Raw genomic sequence first — 19,603 nt, 5'->3', positions numbered from 1 at the left:
TTATAACCCTCCTTGTGCACGCAGATAGCGAACAAGGAACTCAGGGTCCTGTAATATCTTTTCGTTAAGCTCTTGGGCTGACATCGCGAGTGACACGCCGGGTTGAACAGGTCTGGTGGCATAGTAAGTTTGATCGTCAATCCAACCGGCTTGATGGGCTGCGAGAATGATTCGATTATTGAGCTCATCAAGGCTCATTGCGCCTTGGCCAATCGGAGTGATGACATTAGGCGGATCAACTAAGAACACGGCAGGGACAGTCGTAACGGACAATGATTGAGCTTGTCCTGAATCGACTTTGAAATTGGGAAACTCTCCACCCGGTAAAGGCAAGCCATCGACAGCAATAGCAAACACCTCAAAACCGTAGTTCAAAGCCATGGATTCGATGATAGGCGCTTGAGCATGGCAGTAAGGGCAATCCGAACGATAGAAGAAGAACAAGCCAGCTCGTTTTGCTACCTCAACTAAAGCAACATCCCGTTGAGTGCCAGCTTCTCTATCCATCCGATTGGCGGCATAAGTCGCCAAGGGTCTTCGACTGATTTCATCCAAAACAGGATCACCCATGACCACCTGCTGACTAACATCAGCAAATAGTGAGCCCTTATCCATCATGACGCGCTGAAGATAAAGATAGGCTCTGACATTCTCACTCGTTGGCTCATCAATTGCCTTGTCCATAAACGATTGCATATGCTCTCGGAACCATGCGGCACTGAAGGGCTTTAGTTCGCTCTGACTGGACTCCACGACACCAGCTTCCGGCTCTATCAGCTCATCAGGCTGCTCAGGTTCAGGAATGACCTGATACCAAAACCAGCCTTCCTGACCACGCTGATAGAATGGCCCATCACTGGCATGGGCGGGCAAGATGAATAGAAATAAAATAATGATTGGGATGGTCACCCATAGGATAAACCAAGGTAACAAAGGGGTTCTCATTGTCAGCTCCAGAAAATTTCATAGAGCTAACATGCTAAAGATCCCCATAAGAGCGATTGGCCAGATAGATGAAGGAATCGTGTGTGTTTCTGACTAGCTGTTTTGACCAGTAACAACAGCTAACTTTAATGAGCAAAATATATGACGACGATTGATGGGGGGAGCCGATCAGATCGTAGCTTCTTGATTTAGTTCCATCGATTTAAGCAACAAAGCCGGATGCAGTGTAAATATGGGATAATAATCTCCTACCTTTGTGATGCTCTTTTAATCGGGGTCTGTTCCGTTATCGCTATCTAATCTAAGAACAAGGGCACTCGTATTTGAGTGCCCATGGTTTATCTGGATTCAATGGCTGGCTAATCAGGAGGCTACATCATGCCCGTGACAAGGCCTGCCGCCACAAAAAATACGATCATCCACAGCACCGAAAGGTTGAGCTTTTTGTGTAGATAGAAACCTACAATCACTAACGCCATGTCGATGGGAGCAACAACTGCGCTGCTAAATACTGGCTGGTAAAGTGCCGAGAGTAGCAATCCTACTACCGAGGCGTTTACACCGTTGATGGCGCCGGAGACCAACGGTTTGCTTGCCAGTGCTTGCCAGTTTTTAAGTACGCCAAGCAGTAAAAGAAAACCTGGTAGGAATACACCAAGCGTTGCGATCAGCGCACCTAAAATTGGCGTATCCGAAAGCTCATAACCGATAAAAGTTGCAAAGGTGAACATTGGCCCCGGTACAGCTTGTGCAGCGGCGTAGCCTGTTAAAAATACATCTGGGCTGAGCTGATCGCCAACAATGTTTTGCAGAAGCGGCAGCACCACATGACCGCCACCAAACACTAAGCTACCAGCTTGGAAAAAATCACTAAACAGCCCAAGCAAAGGCAACGTATGAGCCACTAACGGTAAGCCGAGTAAAAGCACCGCAAATAGAGCCAGTGGCGCTATAGACGGTTTAAACGGCTCGGTTGATGGCACGGAGCCTTTCCTCAGATATCGCAAACCGACAATACCGGCTCCGAGCAACACGAACATTTGCGTCATGATGCTTGGTGCCACCAACAACGCAATCGCAGTCGCGACGCACAAACCAGCGGTCAGTTTGCTTTGGCAGAAGTTTTTGTACATGCCCCAGGTCGCATCCGCCACGACAACGACAGCTAGTAGTTTTAGCCCGTGAACGATGTTTTGAAACATTGCGGTGTCGGTGATTTGGCTACTCACCATCGCTAGCGCCAACATGATGATCACCGAAGGAAGCGTGAATCCGACAAATGCTGCGCATGCACCACTTAAACCGCCGCGCTTATAACCCAATGCAAAGCCGACTTGGCTTGATCCCGGTCCCGGCAAAAACTGACTGAGCGCGACAATTTGAGCGTACTCGCTGTCATCAAGCCATTTCAGTTTCTCAACAAAGGTTTGGCGAAAATAACCAATATGAGCCGCTGGGCCGCCGAAGCTGAACCAACCCAGCCAGAAAAAAGTCTTGAAGATAGTGAACATGTCGAGCCTGTTTATTTAAAAAGCATTTTTGCTAATTTATCGAATGCTATAAAATGACTCAAATTGATGATTTTGATTTCATCTATGAATGAAATGGGATGAGGGTGTTGAAGTGAAAGAGGACATTCAGTGGCGCAACATTGACTTGAACTTGTTGGTGACGTTTTCCTACCTGTATCGCCATCGAAGCGTTAGCGTCGCGGCAGAGAAAAGTTGCGTTAGCCAGTCGGCGATGAGCCATAGTTTATCTCGTTTGAGGTTGTTGTTTGATGACCCGCTTTTTGAGCGCAAAGGGCATAAGATGCAGCCCACAGAGCACGCTCACCACATCGCGCCAACCGTGCATAACTTGCTGGACTCTATCGCCAAAGACTTGCTCACTAAGTCTGCCTTCCAACCTGAAAATTACGCGGGTGTATGTCGCATTGGGTTAACGGATTATGCTGAGTTTATCTTTGCGCCTCGGGTTTATGACGAAATACGTCAGCGCGCACCAGAGGCGCAGATCAGTTTTATTAACGTCAATCGTAGCAACTACGTGGCATTAACAGAGCAGGAAAAGCTCGATGTCATTATTGGCAGCATTCCGTTGTTAGATGACAACTTTGAGAGCTTGTACTTGTACACCGAAAAACACGTGTGCATGTGTGATAAACAGGTATTGAAAGGGGAAACACAGCTGTCTCTGGAAGCGTTCGCTAACATCGAGCAAGCTCTGGTAAGTCCCGATGGGAGCTTAAAGACACAAGTAGACCAAAAGCTCGCAGAACACGGCTTGAGGCGTAAAGTCACCGTGGCTTCGCGCAATTTTCTCACCATTCGGCATTTATTGAAAAAGCGCGATCTAATTGCCATCGTGCCAGAAAAAATGGCGTTGGCGGAGGGCTTTTCGGACGATCTCATTACTGTTAAGCCGCCGATCGCCGTTGCGGATTTTGATATTGCCATGCTGTGGCATTCCAGCCGAAACAATGAAGACAAAGGCATTTGGCTACGCGAGTTAATTTCTTCGACCATCAGCTCTAAATGATAAACATTTTGGGCACTCATCGTGCCTAGAGTTATTTGTTGTTGAACTTCTTACTACCCACTGAGTTATTAGCGTTATACCGAAATAGTACTGATTAAGTAAAATGAATGTCTTTGGTTAGGAGTAATGATACTCCTGATTTAATTCATAAAAGAGGATAATGGAAAAGGTATCATTGAGTTGTACCAGGTTGCTGAGGTCTGCTATCGGCACCTAAGTAAGTATCGCCAATACACATTAGCTCACTTTACTTCGAAAACCGTAACCAACGTTTTAATTGAGCCACCAGGAATCATAACAAAGTACATATTGCTCCCCACATGCTGCCAGACCTCGGCCTCTTGTGCATATTTTTTTGCTTTTTGGATAGCGACGTTTTCTGGCAACTGAGTTTTAGTTAGCCCCGAACATAGCAGCTTTGAGCACAAAGACTTCCAAGGATGCTTAGGTACGCCGTCTGAAAGCCGTTCCACGAATCTTTCAAGCGCGTGACGAGTCACCACGACAGGTCCAATTTTCGGAACGTTGATGACCTCATCGATGTCTCTCACTGTAGCATTATCGACGCTGTATTCTTCGAAGGAATGTGAGAGCCAATCGTCCTGCTTCTCTACCGAGATCTGTGCTTCCTGGTATCGAGTTAGCAAAAACCTAGTCAGGCTGTAAAGTGAATGCTGAGTTGAGCGTTGTTTCTGTAACTTTTTGATAGCTCCTTTACTGACCCGGATTTGAAGCCCATGACCGCTTCGGTTACTTCCCATCACCTCTTTCACTGACAGTAGGTGATGAATAGCATAAAGCTCAGCTGCAATTGGCTTTTGCTGCTCAGGTAGCTTGTCGTATTGCTCACCTAAATCGACCTTTAGCTCACCACCTCTTCGAAGGCCGGTCTTCCAGTAAACCGTAAATTCACCATCAATCTGCTTTGTTAACAGGGTTAATACCATCATGTTTGTTTCTCCTATTGGTTCTCTATTTTTCATTCTCCATGTTTTTTCAAATATGCAAGGCGTAAAAAAAGGGGCCGAAGCCCCTTGGATCAGATATGAACTTTCGGAAAGCCCATGGCACCGTAAACATTCAGCACATCATTCCAATCCCAACTTTTCACGCCAAGTGACGTTGGTATCGGAGGGATCAAGACTTGTGTCAGAATGCCTTTCTGCCAGGCTTTTTTCTTGAGTTCATTCGCTGCATTCAGGCCGGTCTCAGAGAGATCATGATCTGCCCAGATGTACAGCATTTTCACATTACTTGGTGGTTCAAACCTAGCCAGTAGGGTTGCATTCACAACCGACCAACATGTTTGTCCCGTTGCTCTGGTAACCGCTAAAGCCGTTTCGATACCTTCAGAAACACCTAGTACCTCACCAGGCTCACCAATCGGAATGGCACCACCTGTGATTGTTCTGTCACTTGGTATCGGCATCATCTTTTTAGGCCTTTCAACCGGCGCTTTGAATCCATCTTCACTTAGGTAGATCCGATGGAACGTGGCCGAACGCCCTTGCTGAGTAACGATTTTACCTAGCAGCGCTGGGTAGCTATCGATAAACAGGCCATCTTCATCATGGTAAGGCAAGTTTGGATGAAACCTCAGCACCGAATCCCATTCAGGACGAAGCCGGGTAACAATGCCACGACGATGCATGTAGTTCCAAACTGGTTGCGCACGAGTATCTGCAAGAGAAAACGTTTCTCCCCAGGTTTGATTCAAGCGATGGATAATCGCTTTGTCCTCTTCCTGCCTTTTCGTCTTCCAGTCAACAGCGTTACTCGGTATTACCCGAGTTGGTACTTGTCCGGGTTGAATACCTAGAACTTGACCGATTGCTTCAATAGACTGAGCAAAGTTCCATCCATTAATCCAAGACAACAGTTCAAAGCCATCATGAAAGATACCGCAGGTATTACAAACGCCACCACCGGTATATTCAGCATCTTTGAACAGCCTAAAGCCATCACGACCGCCATGAACAGGACAAGCCACATGACGGCCTTTTCGAGCAATAGCAGCATCAAGTTCTGGCACCAACGCCGCCAAGACTTGAAGCCATTGGCCATTGAGATATGGCCTTACTGTGTCAATTTGTAAAGGTAACGCCATATAACCTCCTTAAGTAAAATGCCGACTCCTACCACAGGAGGTAAAAGTCAGCTTGGGTCCTGCAATGAGCCGTTTGGTTAATGCAGGAACGTTAGTCAAGCTGGATACCATGTCGTCTTAATAGCCACATGATGGAATCACGAAGCACATCAGGATCGACAACCGCAGCCATTGAGCAAACACGAAAGCAAAATGGCGCTATTTCGTCATTTTGAATCCACGACAACACATCCTTGCGCAACCGAGTGCTGACACGACCGTCCAGCAATACTCGGATCGCATCCAATAGAATGCCTTCGCGTAACTGCCAGATTTCCGTGTCAGACCAAGTGACTGGGGCATCATCAAACTCAAATAGAAATTCGAGCTGTGATGATGTGTGTTGATGGGACTGCTTTTGTGATGTAGGAGAATGGGCAATGCGCCCATTCATTAAAGATAACCGCGTTCGGCAAGCGAAACGCAGCCCTCGGATGCGACCACAACATGGTCAAGCGTTCGAATATCAACAAGTGACAAGGCGTCACGGAGTCGATGAGTTATGCGTTTATCAGCTTCACTGGGCTCAGGATCACCCGATGGATGGTTATGAACCAGTATCACTGCTGCCGCATTAAGCTCTAGCGCACGCTTTGTTACTTCCCTTGGATACACGCTCGCCGCATCTAAAGTGCCTTTGAACAGCTCTTCAAATCGAATAACGCGATGCTTTGTATCAAGAAACAGCACGCCAAAGACTTCGTGCTCATACTCGTGCATCAGTGTTTGCAGGTATGAGAACGCCGATGATGGCTGTTCAATTTTGCGACCTTTACTCAATCGACCACGGGCAAGCTTGAGCGCCATATCTAAAATATCCGCTTCAGTCACTTGCTCAGGAACGATGTAAGTACCGGCTTCTTCGCCAGCTAAGAACTTTTTGTTTTTCATAGGAGTCTCCACAAAAAAAAGCGGAGACGAACCCATGCCCTGAAGGGGACGGAATCGTCCCCGCAGGGTGGTATAATTGATGTGGTTACTGAATTAACAGTTGTTGTGTTACTTCGAATAACTCACGCTTTAGATCTTTGACGTCATTAATCACAATGCTTTGAGGAAAGAATTTCTCAACACTGCGTGTTTGAATCCCGATCCCCAGCAGCTCAAAGCCACTGCGTCTGCACCGGTCAACAATGTCATGCGTGGCAGCCCAATCATCTGGGTCACCATCCGTTAGCACTATCATTAGCTTTCGCTTCTGTTTTTGCGCTAACAAACTGTTTGCCGCAAACCACATTGCTTGTGCCATAGGCGTACAACCTCGTGGTTTTTGGTCAAAACAGGCGGCCCGATGTCGAACCGATTGCTTGGGCAATAACGCGATAGAAACTTCCTGATGAATACCAGGAAAATAACTGACCGCAGGTACAACACCCGGTATGCCTTCCAGTGCCATGGCCAAAGCCAAAGCGGCTTCATTGGCAACATGAAAGTACTTTCGATTACCTTCGCCAATGGGTTTACCCATTGAACCCGATATATCGACCAGCAAGTGCACAGCAGCATTAGGCGCAATGCGAGGTTGCCTTTGAATAAACAATCTCGACTCACCTGCTTGTGAAGCGGCAAGACGATGGGTTGCAACTCGAAGACCGTGCCGTTTGGCATGATTCCGATTGTCCTGACTGGACTGAACCATGCCCCTAAGTCGGGCTCGAATTTGAGCGGACTCAGACGCCGATAAGGTCAAGATGGCCTCATCACCCAACATAGCGTGCTCTGCTTGGGGCAAACTGAGTGGAGTGACACCCTGATGTCCTTCAGCTTGTTCCGACAACACTTCTGCCACTTGGGCAAAGGTATCGGGTTCAAACTGAGCAGCACTGGCCTCTAAGGCTTGTCGCAAATTGTCAGCTTGATCAGAGTGATCTGAATCCCCCGTTTCAGCAGCATCCCCCATTGCAGACGAGTCTGCTTCCGGGGTTTGACTGTCACTACTGTTATTGCTGTAATTACTCGCATCTTGTCCAATGTCATCACCGCCATCAGCATCCGACTCATCCTGTGGTGGACGAGATTCTTCTTCCAACATGGAAACGATGGCATCGACAAGTTTTAGCACTTCACCTGTAGACACTAGGCTAGGCACTGCTGTCAGCATGGCGCTTAACCGGCTCATCGCTGCGGCAGGAAAGAGTTGTCTCACTCTTTCATCGACTGCTTGATACAAAGGCGTCAGCGCTTTCTGGCCCAGAAAATGGCATCTCAAACGGAACAACAACCATGCTTGCAAGTTAGATGCAGGCTCAAGCTGTTCAGGTACACACATTTGCTGTGTGTCCACCATGTACTCAATCACTTGCGAAATACTGCGCCGGGTTCCGGGGTAATCCTTTGCCAATTCGTTTTCAATGCGAACATCCTCAATGATATTGAGAAGTGCCTTTCGGATCGGCTTGGACGACGCCTTCTGCACCATTTCAAAATTAGTATGCCGAATATGCGCCGCTTCATGAGCCAGATAACCCCAAGCTATCTGTTGATAGTGTGGGTCGTCTGGGTTTGCTGTTGGGATCACAATCCGCTCACCATCGGTAAACGCATCTTGTCCTTGAATAAGCACCTTCACACCAAACTTTTCGCCATAAGCGGCGGCAACGATTGGCAGTGCGTTTTTTAATGGATGATTCATGGGAGTCTCCTAATCATTAGGGGGAATACTCCCTCAGCGGGAGCGTTTCCCCGCTGGGAATGTGGATGTTTAAACCTGTGCTTTTAGCTTATCCAGGTCGTATTTTTGACCTAACCAAGCCACCAATTGAGCTGGACTCTCGTGCTGTTCAAATGACGTTTTAAGCTGGTCTAAACTCAGGATGTCATCCAATGTCAGACCGTACTGGTCCTGTAACTGAGTAGACACCTCGTGTTGATATTGCAGCCAGTCCCGCTCAAAAGCGGCTTGCTGCAATGCCATGTTTGGAACAAATACCATGGCTGATAACCAAACACCTTGTGCGTCCGCATCTGCGATCAGCACAGGGTTCTTAGGGATCACGACACTATGTGTTGAGTACGACCGTTGTACTAACGCTCGACAACACGCCACTTCTGGTATCGATTCACTTTCAACCGCATCAGTCACACCACGAAAATGCGGTTCAAACTGGTTCAGTTGGCTGGGGTTATGGATGGTTGATTGCATAATTTCCTCTTACATAGTTCAGAGGACATGCGCCCTTCAGGGCAACATGCCCTCAAGGACGTTAGAAATAAAATGAGTTTGGTACAGTCGAACCAAGGTTTGGTCTGACGGTTGGTTGTGGTATTGCACGTAAGTTATCTGCCTGAGTAGATACTGGCTGTGCGGGTTTAGGTTCAGGTTTGGGCATCAGTTGTCTGATATCCAATTGACCTTCACCGTGCATTCTCATCTTGTCTGGATCAGACAAAATTAAAATGGTCGCCATCAGTTCGTGATAGAGATTGTCTGTCACAGGGCCGGTCTTCGGCAGACGAACAAATAAATTGTCCATCGCTTCAACCATCGGCTGAACTCGATGATCCAGGAATGACAAACCATCCAACTTGTCTCTTAATCGCTTGAGAGGATTAAGGGCTCGCTGGCTGATTTGATTCTTACCTGCAACGGAACGCTCAAACAGTTCATTGGCATCACGAGCCACCTCCCTAAAGAGGGTGTGTCCCATGCCATTGACCTTGTCATCTAAGCCACCACCTTGTTCAGCCGGTTGCATTCGATAGATGGCATAATCGAACTGAAGCCGTTGTTCCACGTCTTCGATGGGTGACAGCGCACGCCGGATTGCATCTGCAAATTCCGGGTGTTTTGCAACCCAGTCAAACGTCACCTGATCATAGTTGTCCAAGAACAACTGCTTGCACTGCGCAAACTCCTGACCGATCCGGTCAAGCTCTGGAACAATCTGATCAATTCGGTCCTCAGGGACGGCATAGCCACCTAAAAACCGCACACCGACTTGCTCACACAAGCGCTGCGCTTCTTTCTTAAGCCTTTCAAAGTTCGCCAATGCCTCAGGGTCGCAAATTTTTTTACTCCCTAAGCTGGCAACATCCTTCGGTGGAAGTTGGCTACCATTGGCTAATCTGAAATCTTCAGGCCTTAGTTTTTTTCTACCGCTCCAGATGGAACAGTCGATGTGACAAATCAAAAGTTTGTCGAGGGTTTGAATACTCATAGTGCATCCTCATGCGAGATGGGGACGCACCACTCCCAACAGGAGCAATGGCCCCCATTTGGGTGGTAGTAGTTGACGCGCTAATGGCAACATCACTATCAGAAATAGTAATTTTGCGAATCAGGCGACGATTGGTTGAGATCGATTTTCGCAGGCATTAAGTCCAGTGCTTCAGCTATCGGGCGAACCCGCTCTAAATCACTGCCTAAAAGCCTCAATACATCTTTTTCCAACTTCAGTTGGTCAGATACTTCTATCCCATCAGGACTCGCTACTGTGAGCGAACACAGTGGTGGTAATTGACGCTTAAAGGCCAGTAACAATAACAATGGCCATGGGCCATCATCAGTGTTAACAATGCCAGCGCCTTCACCTGACACCATGCTGATTTGATTGGTACTAGGTAATCCGCTTTTGCAAAATCCTAATGACCATTCTCCAATCCTGACCCGGTTATCATCAATAACAGCCAAGCCATAGGCTTCAAGCAGCTTTGCCATATCGAACAACGCTTTTTGCGCCAGCGAGATTTGGCCATTGACGTCCTTGCGAGTACGAAACTCCCAACTGACGTTATTGGCGCACGCGACACTATCAAGCGCATTTGAGAGTTCAAATGGCCGCCCTTGATGATCAATACCGACGTGTCCAACAAATCGATAACCCTTGTTGATTTTCTCATTGATTCTTCGGTCTGCTTCTGCGTTAGGATCAGTCGAATCAATCAATCGCTGCTGCGACAATTGACCGGCTTTTCCAAACCGAACTTCAATCTCCTGGTTATCTGATCCAACATAAATGGCCCATTCTTTGGCTGTCCCATCAGAATGACTGTAACGGTAAAGAGCAAAGCACTTTTCCATCATCAATCCTCCCAGTGATCACCGAAGACATCAGCGGCAATACGGTGAATGGCTTCACGTTGCTCCAACTCAGCACGAGCCGTCAAAGACCGAACCAGTGCATACTCCACTGCGTTAGGAGCACCTTTAAAAGCAAGTGTTAACTTTGCCCAGCGCACCAAGGTCCGAGTGGACATGGTGATACTAAGCTCAGCACCGCCATCCGCGCCCCCAATAAAAAGACGACGAATGTCACCAGCCACCTTCACCATTTTTTGGCGAAAGACTTCTGGCAAGCCCGGCGCAACGTTCTCCAGAATGGCTTCCTCTACAGAAGGCTCTGCATAGGTCGCTTCGATGATTCTAAAGCGATCAAGAAAAGCCAAATTCTGTTGAAGCACACCTTGATACAAGCCCGTTTGATCACCGCTGCCCGCACTGTTGCCGGTTGCGATAAAACGAAACTTGTTATGTGGCATGATGATCTCACCGCCATTTTGTGCGATGACCAACGGGGCACCTTCCAAAATGTCATTGAGCCCAGCCAGTTCAGCAGGCTCAGCAAGATCCATTTCATTAATGATCAGCAAATGGCCATGCTTGACAGCCATTGCCAGCGGTCCATACACAAAGGTCATGTTGCCATTAACCAGCGTGTGGTGACCGATAAGATCGGACAACTCCAATCGACCGTGCGCAGTAATTTGCTGAACAGGCCAATTCAATCGAGAAGCAACTTGGCAAATTAGCGAGGTCTTACCGCATCCAGTGGGGCCTGTAATATACAAACCGTCACCGTCTGGGTTAGACAAAAACGCCAATACGTCACGTAAGTCTTCTTTTCTAAAAACATACTCGTCCTTGCGAACGGGAATGTTTGGATGGGTAGTGTCGGCACCAAATCCTTCCAGAACGAAAGCATCAGGAGCCGGGACATTAAACGCTTGATTCACTTGAACCAAAAATGGGGATTGTTCAGTCATGATAAACCTCATCAGTTTTGACGAGGCCCCATGCCCCAACAGGGAATGAAGTCCCCGTCGGGTGGTGTGTTGATTGTGGTATGGCTGTGTATGTAAGAGTTCAGCTCGCTCTATCATTCGTATCCAGCATTGGCTACGAGTGAAACTGCTTTCTGATGCACTTGGTATAAGCGCATTAGAAAGGAGCCGAAATCGGCTCCAAGTGAACGTTAAAAGTAGAATGAGCTCGGCGAGTCACCTGGCAGAACTAAGTTCTCTTGCTCAAGGCTGATTTTGATTGGTGTTTCAACGGGCTGATCTGGCTTATTGGTGCTGATGCGCAACCGCTCTTGTGGCGCTTTTCGGTAAGCGGCTAAAACCTGTTCATCCAGCTCGCCTAATTTATCGGTGGCCAATTGCTTATAGTCCACCGCACCTGCCATCATGTAGCGGCTGAGTTTGACCCCAGCATAGTCGGCATGAGCGTAGTTACCCATCATAGCGACCAATTTCGACTGAGCATCTCGCATTTCCTCTTTCAAAGATTTAATGTGGTTTTCCAGTCGGACCACTTCGGCGTGTGCTGAGCAATACTGTCGAGACAGCGATGTCCAACGGTATTGGGCTTCACCCTTGGGAACAAAACAATCTTGCTCAGGGCATTTTGGCGGTTCTTTTTTAGTTTGAACTAACTCCCAAAACTGAAGCGCCGTTTCTTGCAACTCAGTTAAGAACGCCGCGTCTCGTTGTATTTCAAACTCAATCAGTTGATCCTCAAAATAGAATACCAACCAACCACGCGTGCTATTGGCGACCAGTATTTGATGCTGTACTTGTACCCAATACAACTGGTACGCCTCGCTTTGTTCTCGGTGAGCTTGCACATCCTCAAAAACTGACTGGCAAGGACATTTCAGTTCAACGGGTTCGCCCGCATCGTTGATGCCATCAAAGCTGGCTCGAAAGATTGCGTTATGATCGGCTTCTGCACATAACGGCAGAAGAAAGTCATTATGCGCATTCTCAAATGCTCGCCTTGCTTGAGGCTCCAACCTTATACCGCGAAGCACATTTGGATTATTCGACAGGTCTTCCGGTAATACGAATCCAGTTTTTTCTGCCCATAATCGCCAAGGTGTTTTGTAGGGTGAACGCCCCATAATAATTGGGGCTTCAGATGCCGTAACCCCTGCAATGCGCCACTGGTGCCATGCAGGAGTACGTTGTGATAGGTCGATAACCTTCATATTGCCTCCTTTGAGGGGGAGACTCCCCCGAAGGAGAGAACTCCCCTTCAGGGTTAAGTGGTTACTTTGCTGCTTGTGCTAACGCTGTTTGGTGCTGAACAACACTTGCTTGAACCGAATCAATTGCCGCTTTACCGGCTTGAATCGAACCTAAGACAAGGGCAACAACCAATACCAAGCGAAAAAGTGAGGCTGATTTAGTCATGGAAGATCTCCAAAAAAAGACGAGACCTTCCCCCTGACGGGAGAATAATCCCGCCAGGGTTAGTAAAATGAATGCGTGGCGCTAAGAAGCTAAAGGCTGTGTGAGCGCTTTGGCTGCTTGTTGCTGTGCATTAAATATTTCTTGTTTCGCAAACGTCAGTTCAACACCTTGAAAATGTTCATTGGCATATTCCAATGCACTATTCCAAGCGTTTGAAGCTTCCGCCCGCTCGATAAGCTTGTAAACAAGCCCTCGGGTTCGATCATCAACTTGCTCGGGTGGAATCACCGATGGCTCAACAACGTGTGTTGCTTGGCCTTCGATAATTCGCTCTGCTTCGTCTTGATCGAAAATTCCCACAAAGCCAAACGCAATGCGGGAACACTGGATCATGGATTTATGTCTTAGCATTCGCTTAGTGTGCGTCTGCCATGGACCATCTACACGGTAAGGGCCATTTTTGCCGTTACCTTCAAAAGGTGGTCGATAGACTTCATCCAGATACTCAGTGATTTTGACTGGGTGCGAACGGTCGCGCCGATAGATGATGCATTCCATCCATTCAGGGCATTCTTTCGCGCCATCCAGTGAGACTTTGTTTTCTGAAGTCTTAAACTCCATGCCATCAAACTGGTCGTGTTGATTGATGATGCGAGACCATCCATCGACACCTACCACTGGAATAATTCCAGCTTGTTTATCAGGGAACGCAAAAATCTCTTTGGTGAAAGGGTTCAAGCCGTACTGATCTGCAACCACCAAGAGCGCCATCATCTGCTCATTGGTCGGTGCACTACCGTCACGTTGCTTGAATGCTGTTGCTTTTAGGGTATCGAACAATTTGTTTGGATCGACACTAAAGCGCTCAGCAAAGCGTTGGATTAGCTTTGGTTTTTCCATTATGGACTCCGACAATCAAAGTGGGAGTCTGCCCCTGACGGGAAAGTACTCCCGGCTGGGTTAAAGCGTTTTTGCTCGGTTAAAAATCTGGTGCAGGATAAGTTTGTGCCCAATTAGCTTGGGAGCTCGCATCATCCGCTGGTGATGGCTCAGATGCTTTGTTCACACTATCAAGAAGCAAAAACTCGTCCGCGTCCACTTCGGTCAATCGATGCTTAATACCATCTTTCTCCCATGAACGCGTGCGCTGAGGACCTTGAACAAAAAGCTTCGCGCCTTTTTGGATTAAATCTTTTGCCCTTAGCCCTAACTTAAATCCACCACGATCTCGAAAAACAACCCGATGCCATTCCGTATGCTCTTTGAGCTCATTGGATTGACGGTCGCGCCATTTCTCAGAAGTGGCCAGCGAAATGCTGGTCACCAAATCACCTGATGGATAGGCTCGCGTCTCTGGCTCAGCACCAACGTAGCCTATGAGTGTTACTTGGTTTTTCATGATGTTCTCCTCGTCTTAGTTGAACTCTGTGCACACAGTCGCTTCTACCCGGCTGGGCAAAGAAGACTGACGACGCAGATAGGTTGGTATTTCGAGTAAAGCCATGTCGTACTGATGTGGCTCTTTGTAAAACGCAGATGTCAAACGGGGCATACCAGGAGCTTTAGGCACTGCCATTGGACGACGTTTTGGTGTTGGTGTGAGCAATCGCTTGATTTGAGTAAGTACAAATCGAAACGGGCGCACGCTTTGACGAGCAAGCAATCGCAAAAGCGACCAGCTCAGTTTTGCAAGCAACATAATGCCTGCGATTTGGATAATAAATCCGAAGATATATTCCATTGGTGACTCCTTATGTTGGTTTTGAAGGAGTCACCCCCAACTGGGGAAAACTCCCCCAGCTGGGTGGTGAAAAGGCGAACCGTAAGGAACGCATGGTTGAGCATGTAAAAACATGCAGGCTATTTGTTTAAGGAGGCTAGCTACCTCTTAGTACCACTGAGAAAACTCAGCGGCGGGCTTCCTTTGAGCTCATGCTCTCAGGCGCAGATATCACTGAAACAGATCAGCAATATTTGATAGTCAGTGTAACCGTCTTATCCAGACAGGATAGTTAGAAAGATGCTCAATTCTTCCACCTAGCTGAAAGGCCATTACCTCACAGAGGATTAGTCTAGGGACTGATTATTGTCATATCAGGAGCAAACTTATGGCCCAAGCAAAACCCAATTACTCAAAACCCATCTTTGAACAATCATTCACAATTAACAGCTTACAGGCGCAACGTGTCGTTGACCGTGTTTTTAGGCGCACGGTCAGTGCGCTCTACGGAATCGATGTCATCCTACGCATCATTGGCGATGAGAACGAAATTGATGAAGTGGAACAGATCATTAGCCAGCTGATCGAGGATTGCGCTATGGCGGTAGACAACGAACAAGCTCGTTTGGACAAACTGATGGAGTCCAACGGTATCGATGAAGTACCTGACTACACCGATCCGATTACCTTCAACGCCAAAATCAGCTCGCCTCAGGTTGGCCAGTTTGTTGGCTTAGTGCGCAAACTCGATGCGTTGATGATCTCAATGGACACACTCTGGTTATCTAGCGTGCTTAGCAACAAGCAACGCGTTGATGGCAACTACGCATGGCAACAGCGCATTATCAAACTTGCACGACGCATTATTGATATCGAAATTCGAGCACGAAAATCAGCCCAAGCTAAGGGTAAAGAAGCAGAAGTTGAGCAAGCGGTGCCTTCAACCGATGACGATATCACTGAAGAGGAAACAGATAACCCCGCCAACTAGCCAACTAGGCTCCCATCAACCAGCCCCTCTCGAAGGGGCACTATATCGCTATCCATGCTATCGGTAATGAGTTCAATAAACAGTATACAATGTACGCATAATGCAGTACATTGTATTGCTTATTTATCATGGAGAAGCACAGTGTCGCGTTCCAAAGAAGAGACTTTGTCAATACGAACATCTAAAGAAATCAAGCTGTTGCTAAAAGCAGCAGCGGAAAAAGAACATCGCTCTCAAGCGTCTATGATAGAAATACTAATTTTGGATTATGCAAAATCGAATGGGCTAAGCACCATCATAGCCTCAGATAATACTAAGTAGTTACGTCTGATTATTTTAAATCGTTATTAATATGATGAAATAATTAGTATTTAATACGATAAACGACTGAGTAATTCGATTATAAATGAACATTGCAAAGGGGAATAATAGTGGCTAACGGTAAAATACTGAGACAGTTGATTAGGGCTGGAACCATTGGTGATTCCGAGGCCTTTCGGCTTGCTTCAGAAGCTGTTATTCAAGATGAGCGTCAAAAGCAACATCACCTTCTTGCAAATGATCTTGAGCAGATATTGTATGGTGAGCATTTAAGACCGCTTAAACAAAATGGACGTAACGCTTTGCCTACTCCTCCTGTAGATAAAGAGCGAGGACTACCACTTTTAGATGTTCGACAAGCTCAGCGACCAATAGAAGAAATGGTTTTACCTGAATCTAGTATCGCACCCATCGAGGAACTTCTTGAGGAACACCGCCGTGTCGATGTACTGAGAAGTTTTGGAATGAAGCCTTCTGGAAAAATTATTTTTCATGGTCCTCCAGGTTGCGGGAAAACCTTAGCAGCTGAGGTCATTGCTTTTGAGCTTGATTTACCTCTTGCAATTGTTCGTCTCGATGCGTTGGTATCTTCTTTTTTGGGTGAAACAGCCGCGAATCTTCGCAAAGTTTTTGATTTTGTTTCTGAACATTCTATGGTGGTTTTATTTGATGAATTTGACGCCATAGGCAAAGAACGTTCTGACTCAGGTGAACATGGTGAGTTACGCCGCGTCGTTAACGCAGTGCTTCAGATGATGGACGCTTATCAAGGGAAGAGTCTAATTTTAGCAGCTACAAACCATGAGCACATTTTAGACAGTGCTATCTGGCGACGCTTCGATGAAAAAATTGACTTCCCATTACCTGATGAGCTGCAAATACAACAAATTCTTTCACTCAAATTGCGTGGTGTACGTCGCCAATTTGAGTTAGATGATAAATCTATCCTCGGGATATTTTCTACAAAGAGTGGCGCTGATATTGAACGTATTGTTCGTAGAGCAGTAAAAAGGATGATCCTACGTAGTCAGGAATTTTTGACCGTTAAGGACTTGAAGCAAGCAGCTTCTCGAGAAAGTTAAAAAAGGGACTAGGAATGGCTAATTATGAACATCTTAAGATTGAAAGAGAACTGCTTGAAAATGAACGTAGAACAAGGAAAGTCAATATCCCAAAACATCCACGAGGTGATCTTCGGGGGCATGGTCAAAAATTATCTAGAGACTTAACTGAATCAATCAGATTCGCACAAAGTCAGCAAACGTCACGTCCGGGTAATTTTGTACTGAAAATTCGTTATACAGGACTTCTCGATATTACCCATCTAAACAAACATGGTATCGAGTTTGTAAGCCAAGAAGACAATCATCTGTGTGTTGTTTTTGTTGATGAAACCGGAATGACTGTGTTTGAAGATCACCTGCAACGCTTAGGTTTGGACGAGACAGAATTGACGTACAAGCAGATTCTCGAGGCCATAGAGGGAATCGATAACTGGACAAGTGATGACCGGAAAAGTTGGGCTCTAAGAAGGCATGGCTTACCAAGGTCAGAGAAGTTTCTCTTAGATGTAGAGCTTTGGCCTGTAGCTGTTGCTCATCACCCAGAGAGATTAAGCACTTGTGATGCATTTGAGCGTTGGCTAGCTCATAACGGAATACGGCGAACAGATAAAGTTAACCTTGATAGCTTAGTAATGTACCGTTTGGAGGTTAACTCTAGTCAGGCTAATCTACTGCTGAATCACTCTGATGTCAGACTTGTTGATCTCCCCCCCAAGAGCGGTATTCGCTATAGCCAACTAAATTGTGACATCAATAGAATTCCTGAAGGAATACAATCCCCTACTCATCAAGCTGCAAGAGTTTGCGTCCTTGATAGCGGAGTAAATACTAACCACCCCCTGTTGGCACCCGCAATTGCGGAAAGTGCAGACTTTATTGGTGATACAGACGGCATGGATTTGAATGGTCATGGCACTGCTGTTGCTGGTGTAGCTCTGTATGGTGACTTGGAAGCGTGTAACTCAACAAATTATTGGCACCCTGAACTTTGGATTTTCAATGGTAGAATTCTTGATGAGAATGCAGAATTTGACTCCAGTTCTATCGAAAAAACTCTCATTGAAGCTGTAACCTATTTTGTCGAAGAACACCAATGTCGGATTTTCAATTTGTCGTTAGGGAATTCCAATGCACCTTACGATAATCGTCATATTCGAGGAATTGCGTATGTCTTGGATAAATTGGCTAGGGACTTCAATATCTTATTTGTCGTTTCTGCTGGGAACTTCTCAGGCTCTATCGATCCAGATGTGCCAAGACATAGCTGGAGAGACGAGTTTCCAGAATACCTTCTAGCTGACGAAAGTATTATCATAGATCCAGCTCCGGCACTAAACGTTCTAACGGTGGGAAGCTTGGCTCGACATAATGCGACTTTCGATGCTCAACGGTATCCTGAAATTGGGCAATTGGCTCCAGCCACAGAAAATCAACCATCCCCATTTACACGTCACGGTCCCACTATTAAAGGTGCAATTAAACCCGAGCTGGTAGCTATGGGTGGAAACTTGGCTTCTCCAATAAGAACAGGCAACGAACTCAATGCAGTTATGCGAGGCATGGGGGTACTGACCTGTAATAGTCGATTCGTTGGGAACACATTGTTTAGCGAAATTAGCGGAACAAGTTTTGCGGCACCTTACATTACCCATCTTGCAGGTCGTTTATTGAATAACTACCCGAAGGCTTCTGCTAATTTGCTCAGAGCACTACTGGTTAATCATGCGAATATGCTGTCGGAGATTGAAAGCAGCTTTCCTGAAGATATGAAGAAATCTTATAGGAGCGCAAATGGACGAGATGCGTTTAGAGATATAGCTGGTTATGGTGCTGTTGATGAGGGGGAGCTTTTTAGATCTTCACAAAATGCCGTTGTCTTAATGGCTGAAGAGAAAATTGAAAACAACTCGCATCACTTTTTCGAACTGCCGCTTCCCGATGATTTTTTAAGGTCTCAGCGTGCTTCCAGAGAAATTAGAGTTACTCTGTCTTATTGTCCAGCGGTCAGGACAACTAGGATAGACTATGTGGCCACTAAAATGTCTTTTAGGTTAGTCAAAGATCAGTCGCTTGAGTCTGTTCAAAGGCATTTCAATCACAGTACTCAGGATGAAACTAAAACCAGAAATGATGATGCTACAAGTAATAGGGACATAAGTGCTGAATTAAGAGGTAAAGGTACAGTTCAATCTTCAACTTGGCGGATTAAACAGCCGAAGCCTTCTGAAAAGTGGTTTGTTGTAATTACTCGACAAGATAGAGATTGGGGTGAGGCGTTGAGTTTCGAACAAGAAGACTATGCCTTGGTTGTGACTGTCACTGATCGAGAGAATGAGGAAGCCCAGCTGTATAGCCAAATATCACAACGCATAGAGCTTAAGGCTAGAGAACGTGCACGGGCTCGAGTGTAGGGAATTCTTGTTCTGTAAAAATCACCCATGGAACGGGAAGATTTAATTTTT

General features: G+C 46.5%; 20 protein-coding genes. 4 read left to right on the top strand and 16 right to left on the bottom strand.

The genetic code is table 11. The annotated features are described in order from the left end of the window. Entirely contained in the window at nucleotides 1–945 is a 945-nt protein-coding gene (locus MHM99_RS04875; protein WP_015066593.1) for a thioredoxin family protein, read from the bottom strand. A gap of 371 nt (nucleotides 946–1,316) precedes the next feature. After that, nucleotides 1,317–2,456, bottom strand: coding sequence for a chromate efflux transporter (gene chrA / locus MHM99_RS04870; protein WP_015066592.1), 1,140 nt, complete (start codon nucleotides 2,454–2,456; stop codon nucleotides 1,317–1,319). An 88-nt stretch (nucleotides 2,457–2,544) separates the two neighbouring features. Between chrA and MHM99_RS04865 the strand changes: the two genes are divergently transcribed. Continuing rightward, nucleotides 2,545–3,486: a LysR family transcriptional regulator gene (locus tag MHM99_RS04865; protein WP_041702643.1), complete on the top strand. Its 942-nt coding sequence runs from the start codon at nucleotides 2,545–2,547 to the stop codon at nucleotides 3,484–3,486. Between the two features lie 242 nt (nucleotides 3,487–3,728). Here the strand turns inward: MHM99_RS04865 and MHM99_RS04860 are convergent, their stop codons facing one another. The 14 genes from MHM99_RS04860 to MHM99_RS04795 all read right to left on the bottom strand — a co-directional run bounded on the left by MHM99_RS04860 (nucleotide 3,729) and on the right by MHM99_RS04795 (nucleotide 14,786). Then, nucleotides 3,729–4,436 (bottom strand): hypothetical protein, encoded by a 708-nt coding sequence (locus tag MHM99_RS04860; protein WP_015066590.1) that lies wholly within the window; start codon nucleotides 4,434–4,436, stop codon nucleotides 3,729–3,731. A gap of 89 nt (nucleotides 4,437–4,525) precedes the next feature. Continuing rightward, nucleotides 4,526–5,593 (bottom strand): primase-helicase zinc-binding domain-containing protein, encoded by a 1,068-nt coding sequence (locus MHM99_RS04855; protein WP_015066589.1) that lies wholly within the window; start codon nucleotides 5,591–5,593, stop codon nucleotides 4,526–4,528. Nucleotides 5,594–5,684: 91 nt separating this feature from the next. Beyond that, nucleotides 5,685–6,026 carry a hypothetical protein gene (locus tag MHM99_RS04850; RefSeq protein ID WP_015066588.1) on the bottom strand — a complete coding sequence of 114 codons (342 nt, stop codon included), beginning with the start codon at nucleotides 6,024–6,026 and terminating at the stop codon, nucleotides 5,685–5,687. Then, nucleotides 6,026–6,523, bottom strand: coding sequence for a DNA repair protein RadC (radC, locus tag MHM99_RS04845; protein WP_000791199.1), 498 nt, complete (start codon nucleotides 6,521–6,523; stop codon nucleotides 6,026–6,028). Before radC ends, MHM99_RS04850 begins: the two co-directional genes overlap by 1 nt. A gap of 85 nt (nucleotides 6,524–6,608) precedes the next feature. Further along, on the bottom strand, nucleotides 6,609–8,264 hold the full coding sequence (locus MHM99_RS04840; protein WP_015066587.1) for a VWA domain-containing protein: 1,656 nt from the start codon (nucleotides 8,262–8,264) through the stop codon (nucleotides 6,609–6,611). A gap of 69 nt (nucleotides 8,265–8,333) precedes the next feature. Further along, nucleotides 8,334–8,774: a hypothetical protein gene (locus MHM99_RS04835; RefSeq protein ID WP_015066586.1), complete on the bottom strand. Its 441-nt coding sequence runs from the start codon at nucleotides 8,772–8,774 to the stop codon at nucleotides 8,334–8,336. A gap of 61 nt (nucleotides 8,775–8,835) precedes the next feature. After that, nucleotides 8,836–9,789, bottom strand: coding sequence for a DUF3150 domain-containing protein (locus MHM99_RS04830; protein WP_015066585.1), 954 nt, complete (start codon nucleotides 9,787–9,789; stop codon nucleotides 8,836–8,838). A gap of 98 nt (nucleotides 9,790–9,887) precedes the next feature. Beyond that, on the bottom strand, nucleotides 9,888–10,655 hold the full coding sequence (locus tag MHM99_RS04825) for a hypothetical protein (protein ID WP_015066584.1): 768 nt from the start codon (nucleotides 10,653–10,655) through the stop codon (nucleotides 9,888–9,890). Beyond that, nucleotides 10,655–11,614, bottom strand: a complete 960-nt coding sequence (locus MHM99_RS04820) for an AAA family ATPase (protein WP_015066583.1) — start codon at nucleotides 11,612–11,614, stop codon at nucleotides 10,655–10,657. The genes MHM99_RS04825 and MHM99_RS04820 overlap by 1 nt, the downstream gene beginning before the upstream one ends. 209 nt (nucleotides 11,615–11,823) lie before the next feature. Beyond that, nucleotides 11,824–12,840, bottom strand: a complete 1,017-nt coding sequence (locus MHM99_RS04815) for a lambda-exonuclease family protein (RefSeq protein ID WP_015066582.1) — start codon at nucleotides 12,838–12,840, stop codon at nucleotides 11,824–11,826. Between the two features lie 61 nt (nucleotides 12,841–12,901). Beyond that, on the bottom strand, nucleotides 12,902–13,045 hold the full coding sequence (locus MHM99_RS04810) for a hypothetical protein (protein WP_015066581.1): 144 nt from the start codon (nucleotides 13,043–13,045) through the stop codon (nucleotides 12,902–12,904). A gap of 81 nt (nucleotides 13,046–13,126) precedes the next feature. Beyond that, nucleotides 13,127–13,945: a phage recombination protein Bet gene (bet, locus tag MHM99_RS04805; RefSeq protein ID WP_000414662.1), complete on the bottom strand. Its 819-nt coding sequence runs from the start codon at nucleotides 13,943–13,945 to the stop codon at nucleotides 13,127–13,129. Between the two features lie 79 nt (nucleotides 13,946–14,024). Further along, nucleotides 14,025–14,444 carry a single-stranded DNA-binding protein gene (gene ssb / locus MHM99_RS04800; protein ID WP_015066580.1) on the bottom strand — a complete coding sequence of 140 codons (420 nt, stop codon included), beginning with the start codon at nucleotides 14,442–14,444 and terminating at the stop codon, nucleotides 14,025–14,027. 15 nt (nucleotides 14,445–14,459) lie between these two features. Next, nucleotides 14,460–14,786: a hypothetical protein gene (locus MHM99_RS04795; RefSeq protein ID WP_000455722.1), complete on the bottom strand. Its 327-nt coding sequence runs from the start codon at nucleotides 14,784–14,786 to the stop codon at nucleotides 14,460–14,462. A 367-nt stretch (nucleotides 14,787–15,153) separates the two neighbouring features. On the opposite strand from MHM99_RS04795, the gene MHM99_RS04790 reads away from it, so the two are divergent. The 3 genes from MHM99_RS04790 to MHM99_RS04780 all read left to right on the top strand — a co-directional run bounded on the left by MHM99_RS04790 (nucleotide 15,154) and on the right by MHM99_RS04780 (nucleotide 19,552). After that, complete coding sequence (locus tag MHM99_RS04790) at nucleotides 15,154–15,756, top strand: hypothetical protein (protein WP_015066579.1); 603 nt, start codon at nucleotides 15,154–15,156, stop codon at nucleotides 15,754–15,756. A 431-nt stretch (nucleotides 15,757–16,187) separates the two neighbouring features. Then, nucleotides 16,188–17,159: an ATP-binding protein gene (locus tag MHM99_RS04785; RefSeq protein ID WP_020744900.1), complete on the top strand. Its 972-nt coding sequence runs from the start codon at nucleotides 16,188–16,190 to the stop codon at nucleotides 17,157–17,159. A 14-nt stretch (nucleotides 17,160–17,173) separates the two neighbouring features. Continuing rightward, nucleotides 17,174–19,552 carry a S8 family peptidase gene (locus tag MHM99_RS04780; RefSeq protein WP_015066576.1) on the top strand — a complete coding sequence of 793 codons (2,379 nt, stop codon included), beginning with the start codon at nucleotides 17,174–17,176 and terminating at the stop codon, nucleotides 19,550–19,552. Nucleotides 19,553–19,603 lie beyond the last annotated feature (51 nt).

Origin of the sequence: Alteromonas sp. MmMcT2-2 (assembly GCF_022348305.1) — a bacterium.
GTDB classification, from domain to species: Bacteria; Pseudomonadota; Gammaproteobacteria; order Enterobacterales; family Alteromonadaceae; genus Alteromonas; species Alteromonas macleodii.
The sequence above is the reverse complement of the archived record's forward strand: the minus strand, read 5'-3'. Positions and strand labels throughout refer to the sequence as shown.